Annotated in this window: 17 protein-coding genes and 1 pseudogene; 7 read left to right on the forward strand and 11 right to left on the reverse strand. The window is 68.3% G+C overall.

Going from position 1 to position 20,642, the window contains the following annotated elements; all coding sequences use genetic code 11:
* Window positions 1-107 precede the first annotated feature (107 nt).
* Window positions 108-467 (forward strand): annotated as a pseudogene (locus ACQI5H_RS06675) (hypothetical protein); the annotation flags it as partial.
* 18 nt (window positions 468-485) lie between these two features.
* On the opposite strand, the gene ACQI5H_RS06680 reads toward ACQI5H_RS06675, so the two are convergent.
* Window positions 486-1,631: an AI-2E family transporter gene (locus ACQI5H_RS06680; RefSeq protein WP_427078616.1), complete on the reverse strand. Its 1,146-nt coding sequence runs from the start codon at window positions 1,629-1,631 to the stop codon at window positions 486-488.
* Between the two features lie 157 nt (window positions 1,632-1,788).
* Between ACQI5H_RS06680 and ACQI5H_RS06685 the strand changes: the two genes are divergently transcribed.
* Window positions 1,789-2,964: a lysylphosphatidylglycerol synthase transmembrane domain-containing protein gene (locus ACQI5H_RS06685; protein WP_427078617.1), complete on the forward strand. Its 1,176-nt coding sequence runs from the start codon at window positions 1,789-1,791 to the stop codon at window positions 2,962-2,964.
* On the opposite strand, the gene ACQI5H_RS06690 is transcribed toward ACQI5H_RS06685, so the two are convergent.
* A complete protein-coding gene (locus ACQI5H_RS06690) occupies window positions 2,961-3,491 on the reverse strand; it encodes a hemophore (protein WP_427078618.1) in 531 nt (176 codons plus the stop codon). The genes ACQI5H_RS06685 and ACQI5H_RS06690 overlap by 4 nt on opposite strands.
* A gap of 322 nt (window positions 3,492-3,813) precedes the next feature.
* On the opposite strand from ACQI5H_RS06690, the gene ACQI5H_RS06695 reads away from it, so the two are divergent.
* Both ACQI5H_RS06695 and ACQI5H_RS06700 read left to right on the forward strand, forming a co-directional pair.
* A complete protein-coding gene (locus tag ACQI5H_RS06695; RefSeq protein WP_427078854.1) occupies window positions 3,814-6,852 on the forward strand; it encodes an MMPL family transporter in 3,039 nt (1,012 codons plus the stop codon).
* A complete protein-coding gene (locus ACQI5H_RS06700) occupies window positions 6,849-7,364 on the forward strand; it encodes an XRE family transcriptional regulator (protein ID WP_427078619.1) in 516 nt (171 codons plus the stop codon). Before ACQI5H_RS06695 ends, ACQI5H_RS06700 begins: the two co-directional genes overlap by 4 nt.
* 1 nt (window position 7,365) lies before the next feature.
* Here ACQI5H_RS06700 and ACQI5H_RS06705 read toward each other — a convergent pair whose 3' ends face one another.
* Both ACQI5H_RS06705 and ACQI5H_RS06710 read right to left on the reverse strand, forming a co-directional pair.
* Window positions 7,366-8,055 (reverse strand): hypothetical protein, encoded by a 690-nt coding sequence (locus ACQI5H_RS06705; protein WP_427078620.1) that lies wholly within the window; start codon window positions 8,053-8,055, stop codon window positions 7,366-7,368.
* Window positions 8,052-8,669: a hypothetical protein gene (locus ACQI5H_RS06710; protein ID WP_427078621.1), complete on the reverse strand. Its 618-nt coding sequence runs from the start codon at window positions 8,667-8,669 to the stop codon at window positions 8,052-8,054. The genes ACQI5H_RS06705 and ACQI5H_RS06710 overlap by 4 nt, the downstream gene beginning before the upstream one ends.
* A 42-nt stretch (window positions 8,670-8,711) precedes the next feature.
* Here ACQI5H_RS06710 and ACQI5H_RS06715 point away from each other — a divergent pair, with 42 nt between their 5' ends.
* Window positions 8,712-10,697 (forward strand): M13 family metallopeptidase, encoded by a 1,986-nt coding sequence (locus ACQI5H_RS06715; RefSeq protein WP_427078622.1) that lies wholly within the window; start codon window positions 8,712-8,714, stop codon window positions 10,695-10,697.
* On the opposite strand, the gene ACQI5H_RS06720 is transcribed toward ACQI5H_RS06715, so the two are convergent.
* The 5 genes from ACQI5H_RS06720 to ACQI5H_RS06740 all read right to left on the reverse strand — a co-directional run bounded on the left by ACQI5H_RS06720 (window position 10,681) and on the right by ACQI5H_RS06740 (window position 16,473).
* On the reverse strand, window positions 10,681-12,936 hold the full coding sequence (locus ACQI5H_RS06720; RefSeq protein WP_427078623.1) for a molybdopterin-dependent oxidoreductase: 2,256 nt from the start codon (window positions 12,934-12,936) through the stop codon (window positions 10,681-10,683). The two genes, ACQI5H_RS06715 and ACQI5H_RS06720, sit on opposite strands and share 17 nt — an antisense overlap.
* A gap of 16 nt (window positions 12,937-12,952) precedes the next feature.
* A complete protein-coding gene (locus ACQI5H_RS06725) occupies window positions 12,953-13,531 on the reverse strand; it encodes a TetR/AcrR family transcriptional regulator (protein ID WP_427078624.1) in 579 nt (192 codons plus the stop codon).
* Window positions 13,532-13,665: 134 nt separating this feature from the next.
* On the reverse strand, window positions 13,666-14,688 hold the full coding sequence (locus ACQI5H_RS06730) for a L,D-transpeptidase (protein ID WP_427078625.1): 1,023 nt from the start codon (window positions 14,686-14,688) through the stop codon (window positions 13,666-13,668).
* A 117-nt stretch (window positions 14,689-14,805) separates the two neighbouring features.
* A complete protein-coding gene (locus ACQI5H_RS06735) occupies window positions 14,806-16,047 on the reverse strand; it encodes an MFS transporter (RefSeq protein ID WP_427078626.1) in 1,242 nt (413 codons plus the stop codon).
* A 135-nt stretch (window positions 16,048-16,182) separates the two neighbouring features.
* Entirely contained in the window at window positions 16,183-16,473 is a 291-nt protein-coding gene (locus ACQI5H_RS06740) for a metal-sensitive transcriptional regulator (protein ID WP_427078627.1), read from the reverse strand.
* 71 nt (window positions 16,474-16,544) lie between these two features.
* Between ACQI5H_RS06740 and ilvD the strand changes: the two genes are divergently transcribed.
* Window positions 16,545-18,245 carry a dihydroxy-acid dehydratase gene (gene ilvD, locus ACQI5H_RS06745; RefSeq protein ID WP_427078628.1) on the forward strand — a complete coding sequence of 567 codons (1,701 nt, stop codon included), beginning with the start codon at window positions 16,545-16,547 and terminating at the stop codon, window positions 18,243-18,245.
* A gap of 68 nt (window positions 18,246-18,313) precedes the next feature.
* On the opposite strand, the gene ACQI5H_RS06750 is transcribed toward ilvD, so the two are convergent.
* A complete protein-coding gene (locus ACQI5H_RS06750; RefSeq protein WP_427078629.1) occupies window positions 18,314-18,754 on the reverse strand; it encodes an SPW repeat protein in 441 nt (146 codons plus the stop codon).
* Window positions 18,755-18,930: 176 nt separating this feature from the next.
* Between ACQI5H_RS06750 and ACQI5H_RS06755 the strand changes: the two genes are divergently transcribed.
* A complete protein-coding gene (locus tag ACQI5H_RS06755) occupies window positions 18,931-19,914 on the forward strand; it encodes an NAD(P)H-dependent flavin oxidoreductase (protein ID WP_427078630.1) in 984 nt (327 codons plus the stop codon).
* 1 nt (window position 19,915) lies between these two features.
* On the opposite strand, the gene ACQI5H_RS06760 is transcribed toward ACQI5H_RS06755, so the two are convergent.
* Complete coding sequence (locus ACQI5H_RS06760; RefSeq protein ID WP_427078631.1) at window positions 19,916-20,575, reverse strand: O-methyltransferase; 660 nt, start codon at window positions 20,573-20,575, stop codon at window positions 19,916-19,918.
* Window positions 20,576-20,642 lie beyond the last annotated feature (67 nt).

Raw genomic sequence — 20,642 nt, forward strand, 5'->3', positions numbered from 1 at the left:
CGGGCAATCCGTAGATGAACTGGATGATGACGAAGGACAGGATGCCGCCCAGGATCGCGAAGCCGCCCAGCAGGACCAGCGCCACCGAGCCACCCCGCGGCAGGCCCCGCCCGGCGGAGCTGCCCTCCGGTGTGAACACCACACGCATTCCGAGCGCGCAGCCGACGGAGGCCAAGACGTCGCGACTCTCGGTGCCCGGCGCCCCACGCCCGGCCGACCAGCGCGGGCCCGCCAAGCCCGTCCCGCCGGCACGTCCCCCGTCACCCACGCCGTCGGCCGGTCAGACGCAGGCGATGCGGGTTCCGTCGAACAACGACCCGGCCGACGAGTCCGATGCGGCCACCGAGAAGCTGAATGCGCGCGGGCAGGGCGACCATGGCGACAATGGCGACAACTCGCGCCCGCGCCGCCGCGGCGGCGGCGGTCTGTCCGCCCAGGATCTGCTGCGCCGCGAAGGGCGGCTGTAGCAGCTCGGCCGCTAACCCTCAGGCCGATTGCTCGTCGGCGCGGTCCGGCTCCGCCTCGACGATGCCCCCGTCGTCGGCTTCCTCGGTCTGCTTCTCGGCCTCGGCGGATGGATCAGGCGCGAGCAGTACCTGTATCGCGTTGTTGAGGAACGCGACGGTCGGAACCGCCAGCAGTGCGCCGACGATTCCCGCGAGCACGCCGCCGGTCGAGATGGCCAGTACCACCGCCAGCGGATGGATGGACACCGCGCGGCCCATCACCAGCGGCTGCAGCAAATGGGCTTCGAGTTGGTTGACCGCGATCAGCAAACCCAGGGTGATCAGCGCGTAGACGATGCCCTTGGCCAGCAGGGCGACCACCACGGCCAGCAGACCCGAGACCAGCGCACCGATCAGCGGGATGAACGCGCCCAGGAAGACGATCGAGGCCAGCGGCAGCGCCAGCGGGATGCCCATGATCGCCAACCCGGTACCGACGCCGGCCGCGTCGGTCAGCGCCACCAGGAACGTGGCCCGCACATACCCGATCAACGACCCGTATCCGGCGCGGCCGGCCGCCATTACCCGCTTGCGGGCGTCGGTCGGGAAGATCTTGACCACGTACTGCCAGATGTTGCGGCCGCCGTAGAGGAAGAAAATCAGCGTGAACAGCACCAACACCGCCGCGGTGACCAGCTCGGTGACCGTGGCGGCGGTGGACAGGGCGCCGCTGGTCAGCTTGGACTGATTGTTGTGCAGGGCCTGGATCGCGGCGTTTCCCGCGTTGTCGATCTGCTCGCCGCGCAGATGCGCGGGCCCTTCGATCAGCCATCTGCGGGTGGAGTCGATGCTGCGCTCCACCTGCTTGGTCAGGTCGGGCAATCCGTAGATGAACTGGATGATGACGAAGGACAGGATGCCGCCCAGGATCGCGAAGCCGCCCAGCAGGACCAGCGCCACCGAGCCACCCCGCGGCAGGCCCCGCCGGTCCAGCCAGTCGACCGCCGGCACCAGCAACGCGCTGATCATCAAAGCCAGCAGCACCGGGACGACGATGATTTCGAGCTTTTTCACGACCCACAGCAGGGCGACCACCGCGGCCAGGATGACGAGCAGGCGCCAAGACCAGGCCGCGGCCTTGCGGACAAGCGGTTCAACCGCGGCGTCGTCAGGGTTTGCTGGCATTTGGCCAGCCTATCCGCCGGGGGCCGCCGCCAAACGCCCCGCACGCATCCGCGGGTCGGGCCCGGCGGCACGATCCGGTTACGACCCCAGAACGAGCCCGACACGGTCGGAGCTTCGCCTGGATTCCGGCGCCACCTGCACGGTTACCCTGATGCACGTGTCGCCGGACGCACCCGCCCGCAAGCTCGACTTCCCACGCCAGGACACGCCGCGCGGGAAGTACTGGTGGCTGCGCTGGGTGGTGCTGTCGATCGTCGCGGTCGTGCTGGCCGTCGAGATCGCCCTGGGGTGGGACCAGCTGGCCAAAGCCTGGACGAGCGTGTACGAGGCCAACTGGTGGTGGCTGCTCGCCGCGGTCGTGGCGGCCGCCGCGTCGATGCACAGCTTCGCCCAGATCCAGCGGACCCTGCTGAAATCCGCTGGCGTGCACGTCAAACAACTGCGGTCGGAGGCCGCGTTCTACGCCGCCAACTCGCTGAGCACCACGCTGCCCGGCGGGCCGGTGCTGTCGGCCACCTTTCTGTTCCGTCAGCAGCGGCTCTGGGGCGCCTCGACGGTGGTGGCGTCGTGGCAGCTGGTGATGTCGGGCGTGCTGCAGGCCGTGGGGCTGGCGCTGCTCGGCCTTGGCGGCGCGTTCCTGCTGGGCGCGAAGAACAACCCGTTCTCGCTGCTGTTCACGCTCGGCGGCTTCGTCGCGTTGTTGCTACTCGCCCAGGCGGTGGCGTCGCGTCCGGAGCTGATCGACGGCATCGGCAGTCGGGTGTTGTCGTGGGTCAACTCGATTCGGGGGCGGCCGGCCGACTCCGGTCTGGAGAAGTGGCGCGCGACGCTGATGCAGCTCGAATCGGTGAGCCTGGGCCGCCGGGACTTGGGAGTGGCCTTCGGCTGGTCACTGTTCAACTGGATCGCCGACGTCGCCTGCCTCGGCTTCGCCGCGTACGCGGCCGGCGACCACGCATCGGTGGCCGGCCTGACGGTCGCCTACGCGGCCGCCCGCGCGGTCGGCACGATCCCGCTGATGCCGGGCGGGCTGCTGGTCGTCGAGGCGGTGCTGGTCCCGGGCCTGGTGTCCAGCGGCATGTCGCTGCCCAGTGCCATCTCAGCGATGCTGATCTACCGGTTGATCAGCTGGCTGCTCATCGCCGCGGTCGGCTGGGTGGTGTTCTTCTTCATGTTCCGCACCGAGAACATCGCCGACTCGGACGACGACGAACCGATCACCGGTCCGCTGCCCGTCGTGCGGCACCAGGGCGACCCTGCGGTCGACCCGACGGAGACGGCCCTGCAGGGGCCGCTGCCGCCGCCCGATCGAGATCCGGAAAACGGCCCTTAGCCGACGTCGTTCGGCCGCGGCGGAACGCCCACCGGTCCGGTCGGGGTGCCGATCGTGACGCCCGGCAGCAGGGCTCCGCCCGGCGCGGGCGGGACCGGCCCGGTCGCGGCGGGCGGCCCACCCGTCGCGCCCTGCGCCTGCTGCATGACGCCCATCGCCTGCGGGATCGTGATCGGCAGCTTGCACTGCGTCGAGAGGTTGGTCAGCGGCTGCGCGATGGACGTCATGTCAAGGGCGACCTTGGGGTTGGCCTGGAGGTACGACTTCATCGAGTCCACCGTTTGCGGCCCGGCCTGCTGCTGCAGCATCGTGGTCATCGCTTGGTTGGTCTCGGGATGCGTGTCCAGGTAGTCGCCCATCGACTTGGAGACCGAACCGATCGTCCGCGCGACTTCACTGGCCGCGCACGGGTCGTTGGCACCGGTCGCCGGCGGCCCCGCCAGAACCGCGACGGCGGCGCATGGTGCGGCGGCGGCGAGCAGCCCGGCGACGAGCCTGCGGCGTCCGGTCGCGGTCGCTGTCCTCATGGATTACTCCTTTGAGTTTGCGAGGTCTCGCGATTTCTGACGCGTCGCAAACCGCTGCGATAGAGGGGCCGATTTCGCCGCGGAGTTCCCCCGACCTCCGCGCGGCATGCGACATCCTGCCATCCCCGGTACCGGGGCTGCCAGTCGATGTGACTGATATCCCGGTTGATCACCGATTCACAACGGAGTCGCAGCGTCTTGGCAACTTCGGTGTCTGCGCAGCTCAGGAACCAGATAAGCGGCCGTGCTCCACAGCCTCCTGCGGTATTCTCGCCCTCACGCATTACGCGAGAAGACCGGGGAGACCGAAATCCAGCAGTTCATGATGCGCCTAAGCCGCAGCCTGCGCAGGCACCGCTGGTTGGTCTTCACAGGCTGGTTGCTGGCGTTGGTGCCGGCGGTCTATCTGGCCCTGACCCAGTCGGGAAATCTCACCGGCGGCGGTTTCGAGGTGGCCGGCTCGCAGTCGCTGGCGGTCCACGATCAGCTCGAGGAGCAGTATCACGAGCAGGGGGCGTCGTCCTTGGCCCTGGTCGCGGCCCCCCGCCCGGACGCCAGCTACCAAGACATCAACGACGCGGTGGCGCAGCTGCGGCAGATCGCCGGTGAGTTCCCCGGCGTCACGGAGGTACCCAACCCCACCCAGCGGCCGCCGCAGCCCGACCGACCTTATGTGCTGTCGCTGCGGCTGGATTCCCACAACTCCGGCACCAGCGACATCGCCAAGCAGTTGCGCCAAAAGGTGGGGATCAATGGCGACCAATCCGGCCAGACCGCGAACGGCCGGGTGCGCCTGTATGTCATCGGGCAGGGCGCGCTGAGCGCCGCCGCGGCGGCGAACACCAAACACGACATCGCCAAGGCCGAACAGTGGAACCTGCCGATCATCCTGATCGTGTTGCTCGCGGTGTTCGGTTCGCTTGCGGCAGCGGCGATTCCGCTGGCCCTGGGCGTCTGCACGGTCGTCGTCACGATGGGCCTGGTCTACCTGTTGTCGGCGTACACCACCATGTCGGTGTTCGTCACGTCGACGGTGTCCATGTTCGGCATCGCGCTTGCCGTGGACTATTCGCTGTTCATCTTGATGCGCTTCCGCGAGGAGCTGCGTTCCGGCCGCCAGCCACGCGAGGCCGTCGATGCCGCGATGGCCACCTCCGGGCTGGCGGTAGTGCTGTCCGGCATGACGGTGATCGCCTCGCTCACCGGCATCTACCTGATCAACACCCCGGCGCTGAAGTCGATGGCCAGCGGGGCGATCCTGGCCGTCGCGGTGGCGATGCTGACGTCGGCGACCCTGACGCCGGCGGTGCTGGCGACATTCGGCCGGTCGGCCGCCAAGCGCTCGGCCCTGCTGCACTGGTCGCGGCGGCCGGAGAGCACGCAATCCCGGTTCTGGAACCACTGGGTCGGCTGGGTCATGCGCCGGCCGTGGATCTCGGCGCTGGCGGCGTCGACGGTCCTGCTGGTCATGGCGGCGCCGGCGACGTCGATGGTGCTGGGCAACAGCCTGCTGCGCCAATTCGACTATTCGCACGAGATTCGCGCCGGGGTGGGCGCGGCATCCGAAGCGCTCGGACCGGGTGCGCTGGGCCCGGTTCAGGTGCTGGTCACATTTCCCGGCGGCAGCGCCTCCGCGCCCGAGCACGGCCAGGCGATCACCGCGATCCGTCAGCGAATGGCCCAGGCGCCCAAGGTCATATCGGTGGCGCCGCCGCAATTCGCCGACGACAACAACAGCGCGTTGCTGTCCGCGGTGTTGTCGGTCGATCCCGAGGACATGAGCGCGCGGCACACCGTCGACTGGATGCGCGCGGAGCTGCCCAAGGAGCAGGGAGCGGCGGCGCGGGTGGACGTCGGTGGTCCGACCGCGTTGATCAAGGATTTCGATGACCGCGTATCGGCGACCGAGCCCCTGGTGCTGCTCTTCGTCGCGCTCATCGCGTTCGTGATGCTGCTCGTCTCGATCCACTCGGTGTTCCTCGCGCTCAAGGGCGTCCTGATGACGCTGCTGTCCGTCGCCGCCGCCTACGGCAGCCTGGTGATGGTGTTCCAGTGGGGCTGGCTGGCCGATCTCGGGTTCAGCCACATCAGCTCGATCGACAGCACCGTTCCCCCGCTGGTGCTGGCGATGACCTTCGGGTTGTCGATGGACTACGAGATCTTCCTGCTCACCCGCATCCGGGAACGCTTCCTGCGCACCGGAAATACCCGCGATGCGGTGGCATACGGCGTGAGCACCAGCGCGCGCACGATCACCAGCGCCGCGCTGATCATGATCGCGGTGTTCATCGGCTTCGCGTTCGCCGGCATGCCGCTGGTGGCCGAGATCGGTGTGGCGTGCGCCGTCGCGATCGCGGTGGACGCCACCATCGTCCGGCTGGTCCTGGTGCCCGCGCTGATGGCGATGTTCGCCCAGTGGAACTGGTGGCTGCCGCGGTGGCTGTCCCGCGTCCTGCCGTCGGTGGACTTCGACAGGCCGCTGCCCGAGGTCGACCTGAGCGACATCGTGGTCATCCCCGACGACATCTCGGCGTTGACCGCGCCCAGCGCGGACCTGCGGATGGTCCTCAAGTCGTCGGCGAAACTGAAACACTTGGCGCCCGACGCCATCTGCGTGGCCGACCCGCTGGCCTTCACCGGGTGCGGGCGCAACGGCAAGGCCACGGAACCCTGCCCCGATCAGGACAGCCGCGGCCGGGGCCCGGGCCAGATCCCCCACCAGGTCGACATCTGCGACGAGGACGCGGGCCTGGCCCCCGCCGATTCGAAGACCCCCACCAACGGCAATTCCAACGGCCCCCTGGGGGCCAAGAAGCTGGTCGGCGGCCTGGCGTCACGCAATGGCATCGCCCGGGCGATTGCCGGGGCTGACCGGCCGGTCCATCCGGTCACCCTGTGGCGGGGGCGGCTTTCGGTCGCGATCGACGCCCTGGAGAACGACCTCGATTCCGACGCGGACGAGGCACCGAGGTACGCGCGTCGCAGCCCGGTGGAGACCACCAACGTGCAGCTGCCCACCGGCGACCGGTTGCTGGTCCCCACGGGCGCGGAGGCGCTGCGCCTCAAGGGCTACCTGATCATGTGCCGTAACAGCAGCCGCGACTATGCCGAATTTGCTGACATGGTGGACACGTTGGAACCCGAAACCGCCGCGCTGGTCCTGGCCGGAATCGACAGGTATTACTGTTGTCAACCACCGAGGCAGCAGTGGATTGCCACCCAGTTGGTCCGTCGGCTCGCAGATCCGCATCCGTCCGATTTCGATGAGCAGTGGTCTGAACCAGACGCCAAGGCGGGCTGGGAAGAGGTCAGGCAGCGCTGTCTGTCGGTGGCCGTCGCGATGCTGGAGGAGGCGAGGTGACGTTGGCAGCCGACCGACGCCCCACGCCGCCATCTCAGCGGCCGGCCCCTGAACAGCGCAAGCCCGGCGGTGATTCCGAGCAGCCGGTGGAGTTCTGGCCGACCTCGGCCATCCGCTCGGCGCTGCAGGGCGGGGACATCGACACCTGGAAGCGCATCGCCGGCGCGCTCAAACGCGACCCCTACGGACGCACGGCCCGTCAGGTCGAGGAAGTCCTCGAGGGCACCCGCCCGTATGGCATCTCCAAGGCGTTGTGGGAGGTCCTCGAACGCGCCCGCGCCCACCTCGAGGCCAACGAACGCACCGAGGTGGCCCGCCACGTGCGTCTGCTGATCGACCGGTCGGGCCTGGCGGAACAGGAATTCGCTTCCCGCATCGGGGTGGAGCCCGAGGATCTGGCCGCCTATCTCGACGGCAGCGTGTCCCCGTCGGCCTCGCTGATGATCCGGATTCGTCGCTTGTCGGACCGGTTCGTCAAGGTGAAATCGACCCGATCCGCCGAATCCAACTGATTCAGCGGGCGTTGACCGGCACCACGTCGGACACCAACCAGTTGCCGCCGCGCTTGATCAGCGCCACCCGCAGCGCGGGCGCCGCCCGGCTGGGCGGCTGGCCGGGCGTGTTCTGGGTGACCCGAAGGATTACCGCCACACTGGCCGCCGTGGGTCCGATGGCCTCGACTCCGGCCGCCAGCGTCGAGGCCTGTGCGGTCACGTTGCGCTGAGCCAGATCGGCACTGGTCTTTTTGTATTGCTCCTTGAACGCGCCGGCCTGCTCGGGCACCATCATCGCCGCGGCCCGATCGATGGAACTCGTCGGCGCGCTCGGGGTGAACGACGCCATCGCCTCCGCCATCCCGGTGGCGAACTGCACCACCTGCCGCGAGTCCTGCTTGAACTCGCGATCCGTCGTCGTCCAGTGCGTGTATCCGGTCAGCACGGCCGCCGTCAGCGCGGACGCGCACAAGAACACGACGGCCAGCCGCAGCCCGGGGGCGTCGTCGTCGGTGCCGACGCTCACCGAATCGCGGCGCAGCAGCCAGAAGTTGACGCCGACGGCCTCGGCGATCAACACCAGCAGCACCGAGCAGGCCGACACCCACCACAGCGGCCAGCCCAGGATCACGCCGATCATCAGCAGCGCGCCGATCGCGGCCAGCGGCGCCACGATGTCGAAGGCCAGCAGCCGCCAGAGATTTCTCATCGGATCGACTCCAGAGCGGAGATCATCAGCTTGCCGTCCACGTCGGAGACCTCGAGCCGCAAATTCCAGTGCACTGTCTGGGGTTTCGCGCCGACGTTCTCGCTGACCGATGTGGCGGCCAGCATCACCGAGTCGGCGCGGCTGGCGAACGGCGGCAACTTGGTGGGGACAACCGGCTTGGGGGCACCGGGCTGAGTGTCCAGGTCGTGGCGCACCGTTTCGATCGCGACAGCTTCGATCCGGCCGCTGCTTTGCGACTGCAGCTTTTCCACCACCTGCCGGTAGGGCTGCATGGCCGCGTCGAAGTCGGTGTTGAGTTCACCGACCGTGCCGTCGTGCAGCTTCTGCAAGCTGGTGTCGATGTTCTTCGTGTTCATGTTGATCAGCACGCCGGTCCAGTCCGCGGCCGTCTGCATGACGCGGCTCAGGTAGCGGCGTTCGCCCACCTCGTCGCGGTGTGCGTTCCAGATGAGCGCGCCGAGCACCACCGCGGCCACCGCCAGCAGGCCGAGCACGGTCGACGCGATGCCGTACGGAGAAAACATCCCGTCCGCCGTGGCTTCCTCGACGGAATCGTCGTCGTCGGGTGCTTCGGTCTCCTCGGCGTCGGACATGGGCCGATCGTTGCACCCGAAAAGAGATGGAAGGATGGCGGGGTGACAGTAGAGGCCATCCGCTCGGGCATCGACCTGAGCTACGTCGACGAGAATGCCCGCCCCCAGGACGATCTGTTCGGCCACGTCAACGGCCGCTGGCTGGCCGAATACGACATACCCGCCGACCGCGCGACCGACGGCGCTTTCCGCCTGCTCTTCGACCAGGCCGAGGAGCAGGTGCGCGACCTGATCGTCGAAACCAGCCGAAGCGGCGCGCCGGTGGGCACTGACGAACAACGCATCGGCGACCTCTACGCCAGCTTCCTCGACGAGGAAGCCGTCGAACGGCGGGGAACGCGGCCCCTACTCGACGAGCTGGCCACCATCGACGACGCCGCCGATGCCGAGGCATTAGCCGCCGCCCTCGGCGCCCTGCAGCGCACCGGGGTCGGTGGCGGGGTCGGGCTGTACGTGGATACCGATGCGAAGGACTCGACTCGATACCTGGTGCACGTCAACCAATCCGGCCTCGGATTGCCCGACGAGTCCTACTACCGCGACGAGCAGCACGCCGCGGTGCTGGCCGCCTACCCGGGGCACATCGCGCGGATGTTCGGCCTGGTGTACGGCGGTGATGCGGCCGAGCACGCCGAGACCGCGGCCCGGATCGTGGCGCTGGAGACCAAACTTGCCGCCGCGCACTGGGATGTGGTCAAGCGGCGCGACGCCGACCTCACCTACAACCTGCGCACCTTCGCCGAGCTACAAAGCGAAGGGGCGGGCTTCGACTGGGCCGGCTGGGTGACCGCGCTGGGCGGTGTTCCGGAGGCGTTCGCGGAACTTGTTGTGCGCCAACCCGATTACCTCACCGCATTCGCTGCGCTCTGGCATGGCGAAGATCTCGACGACTGGAAGCGCTGGGCGCGGTGGCGGTTGATCCGCGCCCGCGCGGCGTGGCTGACCGACGCCATCGTCGCCGCGGACTTCGACTTCTACGGCCGCCTGCTGACCGGTGCCGAACAGATCCGGGACCGCTGGAAGCGGGCGGTGTCGCTGGTGGAGAACCTGATGGGCGATGCGGTCGGAAAGCTTTACGTGCAACGGCATTTCCCGCCGGACGCGAAGGCCCGCATCGACGCCCTGGTGGAAAACCTGCAAGAGGCGTACCGAATCAGCATCAGCGAGCTGGACTGGATGACGCCGCAGACCCGGGAACGCGCGCTGGCCAAGCTGGACAAGTTCACCGCCAAGGTCGGCTACCCGGCGAAGTGGCGCGACTACTCCAAGCTGGTGATCGACCGCGACGACCTCTACGGCAACTTCCAGCGCGGCTACGCCGTCAACCATGACCGCGAGCTGGCGAAGCTGGGCGGTCCGGTGGACCGGGAGGAATGGTTCATGACGCCGCAGACCGTCAACGCCTACTACAACCCCGGCATGAACGAAATCGTCTTTCCCGCAGCAATTCTGCAGCCGCCATTCTTCGACGCCCGGGCCGACGATGCCGCCAACTACGGCGGGATCGGCGCCGTGATCGGGCACGAGATCGGCCACGGCTTCGACGACCAGGGCGCCAAGTACGACGGCGACGGCAATCTGCTCGACTGGTGGACCGACGACGACCGCGCCGAGTTCGGCGCCCGCACCAAGGCGCTCATCGAGCAATACGAGGCGTACACGCCGAGGGCACTCGACGGCGGGCACCACGTGAACGGCGCATTCACCGTCGGCGAGAACATCGGCGACCTCGGCGGGCTGTCGATCGCGCTGCTGGCTTATCAGCTGTCGCTGAACGGCCGGCCCGCTCCGGTCATCGACGGCCTGACCGGCGTGCAGCGGGTGTTCTACGGCTGGGCGCAGGTGTGGCGGACCAAATCCCGTGAGGCGGAAGCGATTCGGCGCCTAGCGGTGGATCCGCACTCCCCGCCGGAGTTCCGCTGCAACGGCGTCATCCGCAACATGGACGCGTTCTACGACGCCTTTGACGTCGCCGAGGACGACGCGTTGTTCCTGGAACCGCAGCGCCGGGTCAGGATCTGGAACTGACCCCCGCCATCGCCTCGATCCTGGCGGGCACGTGCTTGTGCCAGGGCGTGCCGGCGTAGCTGTCGCGCCATCGCGTGGATGTGAGCATGTTCGGCGCGACGCCGGGAACGACCGTGTGTCCGTCGTCGTCGATGTAGTCGAGGCCGAAACCGTTGGGCAGGGCCGCATGCCCGGGCAGCATGGTCTCGGCGATTTCGATGGTCGCCTCCGCGTTGCCGGCGGCCGTGCTGACCCGCGCCCGGCCACCGTCGACGAGCCCCAGGGCCTGGGCGTCCTCCACGCTGACCCGCAGCGCCCCGTCGGCGTCGCGTTTACGCCAGGACGGGTCGCGGAAGATGTCGTTGGCGGTGTAGGCGCGCCGCTCGCCCACCGACAGCACGATGGGGAAATCCGGCGTGGTCAGCCGCGGCGGCGCCGCGGTCAATGCCGCCAAATCGGCCAGCATTTCGGGGATTTCCAGGGCAATCTTGTGATCGGCGTGCCCGATCAGCTCGAAGTCGTCCTCGTAGTTGTGGGCGGTGAACGTGACTCCCGACGGGCTGTCGAGGATGGCGTCGAACAGCGCGTTACCGTCGGCGTGGCCGGCGCGCCGCACCGCGTCGGGATAGGTCATCGCGGTCTTCTGGGCCAGCCCCCACAGCGCGGCCGCACCCGCCAGTCCCTCCGGCAGCGTCGGTCCGAGGGTTTCGTACAGCACATAGGGGAGCAACTTGGCCACGGTCGGGTTGGTGGCCATCGCGCCGAGGAACTCCTCGGTGTAGGCCTGGCGGCCGCGCTGAGCGGCCTCGCGCAGCGGGCGCAGGTCCGCCTCGTCGACGACGCCGAGCGCCCGCACCAGCCGCGCCCAGATCTCGGGTTCGGGCAGGGTGCCCGGCAAGGGCTCGAGCAGCGGCCGGCGCAACTGAAAGCCGTTGTGCGGGAACTCGAAATTGAAGAACGTGGCCTCGGGCTTTTCGAACTGGGAGGCCGCAGGCAGCACGTAGTGGGCCAGCCTGGCGGTCTCGGTCATCGCGACGTCGACGACCACCATCAGCTCCAGGCTCTGGAACGCCTCACGGCACGCGGCCGAGTCGGCCAGCGAGTGGGCGGGGTTTCCGCTTTCGACGATCATCGCCCGGAACCGGTCCGGGTGGTCGGTCAAAATCTCTTCGGGCACCGCGTTGGCGGGAATCAGTCCGGCGATGATGGGTGCGCCGGTGACGGGAGTACGGCCGGAGACCGTGCTGAACAGGGGCGCGAACGACGAATGCAGGTGCTGGCCACCCTTTTTCGCGAAATTGCCAGTGAGAATCCACAGCATCTTGTTCAGATACGAGCACAGCGTGCTGTTGGGCCCCTGCTGGATGCCGAGGTCCTCGAACACCGCGACGCTGTCCGCCGCCGCGATGCGGCGCGCGGCCGCCCGAAGCAGCTCTTCGTCCACCCCGCAGCGCTGCGCGTAGTCGGCGACCGGGACTTCGCGCAGCGCGTCACGCACCGCCTCGACGCCGTGGACGTGCTCCGCGAGAAACGCTTCGTCGCAAAGGTTTTCCTGGACCAGGACGCCGGCCAGGGCGGCCAGACACCACGCATCGGTGCCGGGGCGCACCCGCAGGTGGAAGTCGGACATCTTCGCGGTGTCGGTAAGCACTGGATCGATCACGATCATCGACCGGTTCGGGTCCTTGGCGACCTCGTTGAGCACCACGCGGGCCCGGGGAAAGCTCTGCGACATCCAGGGGTTCTTGCCGACGAACACCGACACCTCGGCGTGCTCGAACTCGCCCCGCGTGTGACCGCCGTACAGCTGCGCATCGACCCACGCCTCACCGGTCTTCTCCTGCGCCAACGCATTTGACCGGTAGCGCGACCCCAGCGCCTTGAGGAACGCCCCGCTATAGGCCCCGCCCAGGTGGTTGCCCTGCCCGCCGCCGCCGTAATAGAAGATCTTGTCGCCGCCGTAGGTGTCGCGGATGTGCTTGAAGCCCTCGGCGATCTCGACGATCGCTGTGTCCCAGTCGATCTCCTCGAAGGTCCCGTCGGCCCGACGGCGCATCGGGGACGTCAGGCGAGCGCGATTGTTCTGGTAATGATCCAGCCGCAGCGCCTTGTTGCAGGTGTAGCCCTGCGACCCGGGGTGCTCCTTGTCGCCGCGGATGCGCGCCAGTGTGCGGTCCTCGACCTGCACGACGATGCCGCAATTGCATTCGCAGAGAATGCATGCCGTGGACTTCCATTCACCGGTCTTGTTGGCGGTCACTGCGGGGTTCCCTTCTCTAGGTCTCGGCGCCCTCGGCCAGTAGCAGGCTGCGCAGCTGGCGGTGCACGGCATCGAGCGGTGTCAGGTCGCGCCGCACCCGGGCCAGCACGATCGCACCCTCGAGTGCGGCCGTCGCCGTCATCGCCAGGTCGCGGGCGCGGTCCGGCGCGATGCCGTCGCTGATGAACCGTTGCGCGATCAGGTCGTTCCAGCGGTCGAACACCGCGGCCGCGCGCTCGACCACCGGCGCCATGCGCTCGCGGTCCTGCTCGTCACCGGCTTCGACGGAGACGGCGACGATGGGGCAGCCGGCGCGGAAATCGGACTCCAGCAGCTGCCGCCGATACGTGTCGATCAGCGTGTCCAACAGTTCGCCGCTGCTGTCCGGCTGGGTGATGAGGGCTCCGACATGCTCGCCGGCGAGATCGACCGCCTCGCAGAGCAGTTGGGTCCGCCCTCCCGGGAAGTAGTGATAGGCCGAGCCGCGGGGTGCCCCGCTGTGCTCGAGGACGTCGGAGATCGCGGTGGCGTGCGCGCCGCGTTCCCTGATCAACAGCGCGGCGGAGACAACCATCCGCTCGCGTGGGCTTCGCATTGCCGCTCCTCGGTTTGGGCTTATGTATGATGCTATACATAACTGCCGGGCAAATGAAAGCCCGCGAGAAGACGCAAAATCGCCCTATTTCGTGAAGAAATGGGACGATTCTGCGTCTATTCAGCGAGACGGGACTAGTTCATCCAGTCGGCGGAGCCGTCGTTCTTTTTGTAGTCGCCGCCGCTCGAGTTTTTCACGATGATCGGGTCACCGGCGCCGAAGTTGTCGAAGAACCACCTCGCGTTGGCGGGGCTGATGTTGATGCAGCCGTGGCTGACGTCGCGCTTGCCCTGGTCGTCCACCGACCACGGGGCGCTGTGCACGAAGTCGCCGACGTTGTCGAACCGGACGGCGAGTTCGACGGTCACCTTGTAGCCGTACGTCGAGTTGACCGGGACCCCGTAGGTCGAGGAATCCATCACCACCGAGGGCATCTTCTCCTGCACGTAGTACGTGCCGTTGGGAGTTTGGTGGTTGCCGGACGTCATGCCCATCGACATCGGGATGGTCTTCTCCACGGTGCCGTTGCGGGTCACGGTCAGCTGGTGCGTGGCGTCGTCGGCAGTGGCGATCAGCGTGTCACCGGTGTGGAAGGTCGACACCGTGCCGCCCGCGTCGACGGTCACCGCGGTGTGTGCGGGCCAGAAGCTCAGCGGGCGCCACCGCAGCTGCGTGGGCGTCATCCAGTAGAACTTGCCGGGGACCGGCGGGACGGACGACACATGCACGGCGTTGATGGCCGCGCCGGCGTCGTCGACCCGCCCGGGGAAGTTGATGATGATCGGCTGACCGACCCCCACCGTCGAGCCGCCGGCGGGCAGGATCTTCGGAGGCCCGAACGGCGCGGTGCCGGTGAAGGGCGTCGGGTCCTGCCCGGCGGCTGCGGCCGCGGGCTGCGCGAAAGGCGGCGGCGGAGCGAGCGGGTTGGGCGGCGGGGGCGCGAGCGGATCGCCGGGCGGCGGAGGCGGCGGAGGAGCCACCAACGGCGGCGGCGCGGGCGGGTCCGCGGGCGCGGCGACCACACCGGGGTCGCCGGGTGGCGGGTCCGGATCCGCCAGGGCGGGGCCGGTGCCCAGCACCAGCAGAGCGGCGAATCCGGCTGCGTTAAGGGCCGTAAAGAGGCCCTTCCTAGTCGAGCTCGTCGTCCAGCTCGGCATATGCATCCCTCCAGTCAGGTCTGCGACCCAGTGTCGCATAGGGCCGTGCCCAGCTACCTAATCCGCGACCCGACAGGGCCGCCCGGGGACGCAACTCGGGGCTTTTGAGCTGCCGAGTTATGAATCGCGTGAGCTTGCCGGCGGAACATCCAGCATATGCCGGTAGACCGCGATACCGGCCAGGGCGACGCCCATCAGGCCGGCCGAAGCCGTCAGCATCAGCGCGACGCTGCGCTCGTACAACAATCCGCCCGCCAGCGAGCCGGCCATGATGCCGACCTGGAACGCCGTCACGTACAGACCCGATGCGCCGTCGGGATCGTCGGCGCCATTGCGCATGGCCGCGGATTGCATCATCGGCGACACCGCGGTGGCCATCGCGCCCCACAGCACGATCGCGGCGGTACCGATCACCGCCGTCGCCACCGATGTTCGGCCGGTGAAGGCCAGGGCGGTCAGCACCACGAAGGCGGCGGTCAGCCCGGCCATGCAAAGGATGATGGCGCCCCGGGGCCGGCGATCCAGCGGTCGCGCGGCCAACGGCACCGACAGCAGGCCCGCGACACCGTAGGCCGCCAGCACCCAGGCCAGGCTGGCCCCGCGCACCCCGACGACGTTGCGGATGATCACCACGATGAACGTGTAGGACACGAAGTGGCCGGTCACCGCGACCATCGCGAGCAGGCTCACCGTGATCAACCGCCCGTTGCGGTGATGCCGCGACCGGGGGCCGACGTGGGCGAGCTGGTCCTCGGTGAGCACCATCTCCGGCAGCATGAACCGGGCGGCCACCGTGACGATCGCTGCCGCAACGGTCACGCACACCACCGCGAGCCGCCAGCCCCACATCAGGCTCATCGCCGCAGTAAGGGGGCTGCCGACGACCAGCGCCAGGCTCGTTCCGAGGTACATCGACGTCGTGGCGCGTCCGGCATGGCTGGGCGGAACCAGCCGGGTGGCGATCGGGGCGATCACCGACCACAGCACGCCGTGGGTGATCGCGCAGAGCACCCGCCCGGCCGCCAGCACCGCGAAGTTCGGCGCCAGCGCCGAGATGAGCTGCGACACGGTCAGGCAGGTCAGGCTCATCACCAGGGTTCGCCGCCGCGGCCAGTGTGCGGTCCAACGCACCAGCGGCACCGTGGTCAGGGCCGCCACCAGGGCGTACCACGTCAGCAGCGTGCCCACGACGACCAGGCTGACTTGCAGGTCGCGTGCGATCGCCGAAATCGCGCCGACGGGCAGGATCTCGGCCGTCACATAGGTAAAGGCCGCCGCGGCCAACACCGCTAGTTGAGCGGCGATCCGCGGCGTCCACGTTCGCGCACTAGCGGTGGTGGTTCCGGTTTCGGCGGTCATAGCGTCGGCATCGGCCGGACTTCCCGGTGGCTGAGTGGAAATTGCTGGCGCGCTCACAATGCCCTTACCGTACGCACCGCCGCAACGGGTTCATCCCATCTGCGGTCTCAACACACCTAACAACACGGTCACCGATTAGGAACGAACAAGGCGCGCGATGGCGGCCGACGCCTCGGCGAGCTTGTCGTCGGCGTCATTTCCGCCCTCGGAGACGGCGCGGGTCACACAGTGGCTCAGATGCTCGTCGAGCAGATTCAGCGCCACCGAACGCAGGGCGCTATTGACCGCGCTGATCTGGGTCAGGACGTCGATGCAGTATTTGTCTTCGTCGATCATCCGCGCGATGCCACGCACTTGGCCTTCGATGCGCCGAAGCCGCTTGGCGTAGTTGTCCTTGTCCTGCGAATATCCGTGTACCGTCGTCACCCCTCCGAGTTTATACCCCGATGGGGTATGACCCGGCAAAATGCGGTGGACCAGCCCGGCATACTTGGAAAATGGCCAAAACCCCCGCCGACATCAAACCGCGCAGTCGTGACGTCACCGACGGCCTGGAGAAGGCCGCGGCCCGCGGCATGTTGCGCGCGGTAGGCATGGGTGACGAAGACTTCGCCAAGCCGCAGATCGGGGTCGCGTCGTCCTGGAACGAGATCACGCCGTGCAACCTCTCCCTGGACCGGCTCGCCAAGGCGGTGAAGGAAGGGGTGTTCTCGGCCGGGGGCTACCCGCTGGAGTTCGGGACGATCTCGGTTTCCGACGGCATCTCGATGGGTCACGAGGGCATGCACTTCTCCTTGGTGTCGCGCGAGGTGATCGCGGACAGCGTCGAAACCGTGATGCAGGCCGAGCGGCTCGACGGCTCGGTGCTGTTGGCCGGGTGCGACAAATCGCTGCCGGGAATGCTGATGGCCGCCGCCCGGCTCGATTTGGCGGCGGTGTTCTTGTACGCGGGCTCCATCCTGCCGGGGGTGGCCAAACTGTCCGACGGCAGCGAGCGCGAGGTCACGATCATCGACGCCTTCGAGGCGGTGGGTGCGTGCGCTCGCGGGCTAATGCCCCGCGAGGACGTCGACGCCATCGAGCGGGCGATCTGCCCCGGCGAGGGGGCCTGCGGGGGCATGTACACCGCCAACACCATGGCCAGCGCGGCAGAGGCGCTGGGCATGTCGCTGCCCGGCAGCGCGGCGCCGCCGGCGACCGACCGCCGTCGCGACGGCTTCGCGCGCCGCAGCGGTCAGGCCGTCATCGAGCTGCTGCGGCGCGGCATCACCGCGCGCGACATCCTCACCAAGGAGGCGTTCGAGAACGCGATCGCCGTGGTGATGGCGTTCGGCGGCTCGACCAACGCCGTGCTGCACCTGCTGGCCATCGCCCACGAGGCCGGCGTCGCGCTGTCACTCGACGACTTCAGGAGGATCGGGTCCAAGGTGCCGCACCTGGCCGACGTCAAGCCGTTCGGCCGCCACGTGATGTCGCACGTCGACCACATCGGCGGCGTGCCGGTGATGATGAAGGCGCTGCTCGACGCGGGACTGCTGCATGGTGATTGCCTCACGGTGACCGGCCAGACCGTCGCCGAGAATCTCGCCGCCATCGCTCCGCCGGACCCCGACGGCAAGGTGCTACGGGCGTTGGACAATCCGATCCACCCGACCGGAGGGATCACCATCCTGCGCGGATCGCTGGCACCCGAAGGCGCGGTGGTCAAGTCGGCCGGTTTCGATTCCGACGTGTTCGAAGGCACCGCAAGGGTTTTCGACGGCGAGCGGGCGGCTCTGGATGCCCTCGAGGACGGCACCATCACCAAGGGCGACGCGGTGGTGATCCGCTACGAGGGCCCGAAAGGCGGCCCGGGGATGCGCGAGATGCTCGCGATCACCGGTGCCATCAAGGGCGCCGGCCTCGGCAAAGACGTTCTGCTGCTTACCGATGGCCGGTTCTCCGGCGGGACCACCGGGCTGTGCGTGGGCCACGTCGCTCCGGAGGCGGTCGACGGCGGACCGATCGCCTTCCTGCGTGACGGCGATCGGATCCGGCTCGACGTGGCCGGCCAGACCTTGGACGTGCTGGCCGACGCGGCCGAATTCGACGCTCGGCGAAAGGATTTCACTCCTCCGCCGCCGCGTTACAAGACCGGCGTGCTGGCTAAATACGTCAAGCTCGTCGGCTCGGCCGCCATCGGCGCAGTCTGCGGCTAGCCCTGCCCGCGCCGGGATCAGCCGGCCCGGCAGGGCGAATTGCCGCCTGGCTCAACGGACGTGGACGGCTACGTGCGTGCGACCTCGGCGCGTGTGCGCGTGCCGAAGTACGTCGCGTTGAGGCCCAGGAAGGTCAACAACGCGCCACCGACCACATTCGACCAGATCATGCTGGCGGTGGGCGAGAAGCCGGGCAGGACCCACAGCGACACGATGACCCACACGCCGAGCACCGGCAGCGTCCAGGTCATTCCGTGCGCACGGTCGAGTGCCGATGCGAACCCGTAGGCCAAGAACGCGACCGCGATCCCGACGATGAGGTCGCACATCGCAAGCGATCTCGTCTCGCTGAATCCGATGATCCACGGCGACACAGCCACATACAGACCGGTCAGCAGGGCCAGGCCGAAAGTGACATGCGCACTCATCGACTCGGCGACGCGTTCGTAGCGCGCCCGTAGAGCCAACAGATCCGGGTGGTGATCGATTGATGAATGGACTGTACTCATTTTGTGACCTTTCTGTTATGCAGCAAGCCCGTTGTGTAACAAGCACTGTGGGTTCGCTGCAACCCATCCATCTGCTGTCAAGATTACGCTCGATCGCCGGAGCCCAGCAACGAAAACCAGCCCGCTGGCGGGCCGGCTGACGGGACGAATTCCCCGGCCGCGTAGCGTCGTTAGGCATGGACATCGCGGACCGGTTGCGGCTCGACGTTCCGATAGGACAAGCGGGAATGGGCGGCGGACTCGCCGGTGCTGCGCTGGCGGCCGCGGTCGCCAAAGCGGGCGCGCTGGGAACGCTCGGCATCGCGACACCGCGCCAATTGCGCGCGTGTATAAGCGAAGTGCGCGAACGGGCCCCGGGCCGCGCCATCGCGGTCAACCTGTTGATGCCCTTCGTCCGTCGCCACCACGTCGCGGTCTGTGTGGACGCCGGCGTGGATGCCGTCGTGCTGGCGTTCGGCGAAAAGCGGGGGCTGGTGGCGCACTTCCGCGATGCCGGTGTCTTCGTGTTCGTCATGGTCGGCACCGCGGCGCAGGCCCGCGCCGCCGTCTGCTGGGGCGCCGACGGACTGATCGCCCAGGGACGTGAGGCGGGTGGCCATCTCGTCGGAACCATGCCCGCCCTGGACTTCCTGCCCGAAGCGCTCTCGGCGGCCTCCGGTCGGCCGGTGTTTCTGGCCGGCGGCATCGCCACCGGCGCCGATACCCGCGCCGCACTGGCGGCCGGCGCCAGCGGTGTCATCGCCGGTACGCGGTTTCTGCTCACGCGCGAGGCAAACGCCAACCGGGAGTACCAGCGGCGAATCATGCACGCGGACAAGACCATCGAAACGGATCTGTTCGGCATCAGTTGGCCGCTGCGGCACCGCGTGGTGCCGAACGCGGCGACCCGGCGTTGGTGCGGCGACGACGGGAAGGCCAGGGCGCTGCCGGCCGCCCTCAATGCGGCAAGCCGCCCCCTGGCCGCCCTGGGTTATTTCGACGCGGGCGCGTTGATGCGTCTGCAGTCATCGGCGCGTCCGTTCTTCACCCCGCTGGCACCGTTGGCGGGGACGCCCGATTCGTGGGTGGACCATGCGGCGCTGTATGCGGGTGAGACGGCGTTGCGAATCGGCGAAATCACTTCTGCCGAGCAGGCGGTCAAGGATTTGTGCCCGCGCTGACCTAGTGCACCAATGCGAGCGCGAAACCGTCCCACTGCTTGGCCCCGACCGTCTGGATCACCGCCGTGTCCAGCCGGGGGTGCTCGCCCATCAGCTGCAGGGCCTGGCGCGTCGCCGAGACTTTGGCGTCATCGGATTTCGGATCTAGGATCGCGCCCTCGCGAATGACGTTGTCCAGCACGATAACTGAGCCGGGACGGGCCAGCCGGGCGGCCCACTCCACATAAGCGACGTTGTTCTCCTTGTCGGCGTCGATGAACACCAGGTCGAAGGGACCACCCGTCAGCGTCGGCAACGTGTCCACCGCGGCGCCGACTATCACCTCCACGCGGTCCGCGACCCCGGCCCGCTGCAGGTTCGCCCGCGCCACCTCGGCATGCTTGGGTTGGTACTCCAGCGTCACCACCCGGCCCTCGGGACCCGCGCCGCGCGCCAGCCAGATGGTGCTGAAGCCACCCAGCGTGCCGATCTCGAGGATGCGGCGCGCCCCGACGGCAGCGGCCAGCAGGCACAGGAATTTTCCCTGCTGCACCGATACGGCGATCGAAGGCAGACCGGCCGCGTCGCTGGACTCCAGCGCTGCGGCCAGGGCCGGATCGTCGCCAACCACGGTGCTGTCCAGAAACGCATCGACGGCCTGCGGGGTGGGTTTGTCTGTCATGTCGCCCACGCTAGCCGGGAGCACTCGCCGCCGCAGCCCCTTTACGGCATACCGGTAGGGGGTATAT

Origin of the sequence: Mycobacterium heidelbergense (assembly GCF_050205645.1) — a bacterium.
Taxonomy (GTDB): Bacteria; Actinomycetota; Actinomycetes; order Mycobacteriales; family Mycobacteriaceae; genus Mycobacterium; species Mycobacterium heidelbergense_A.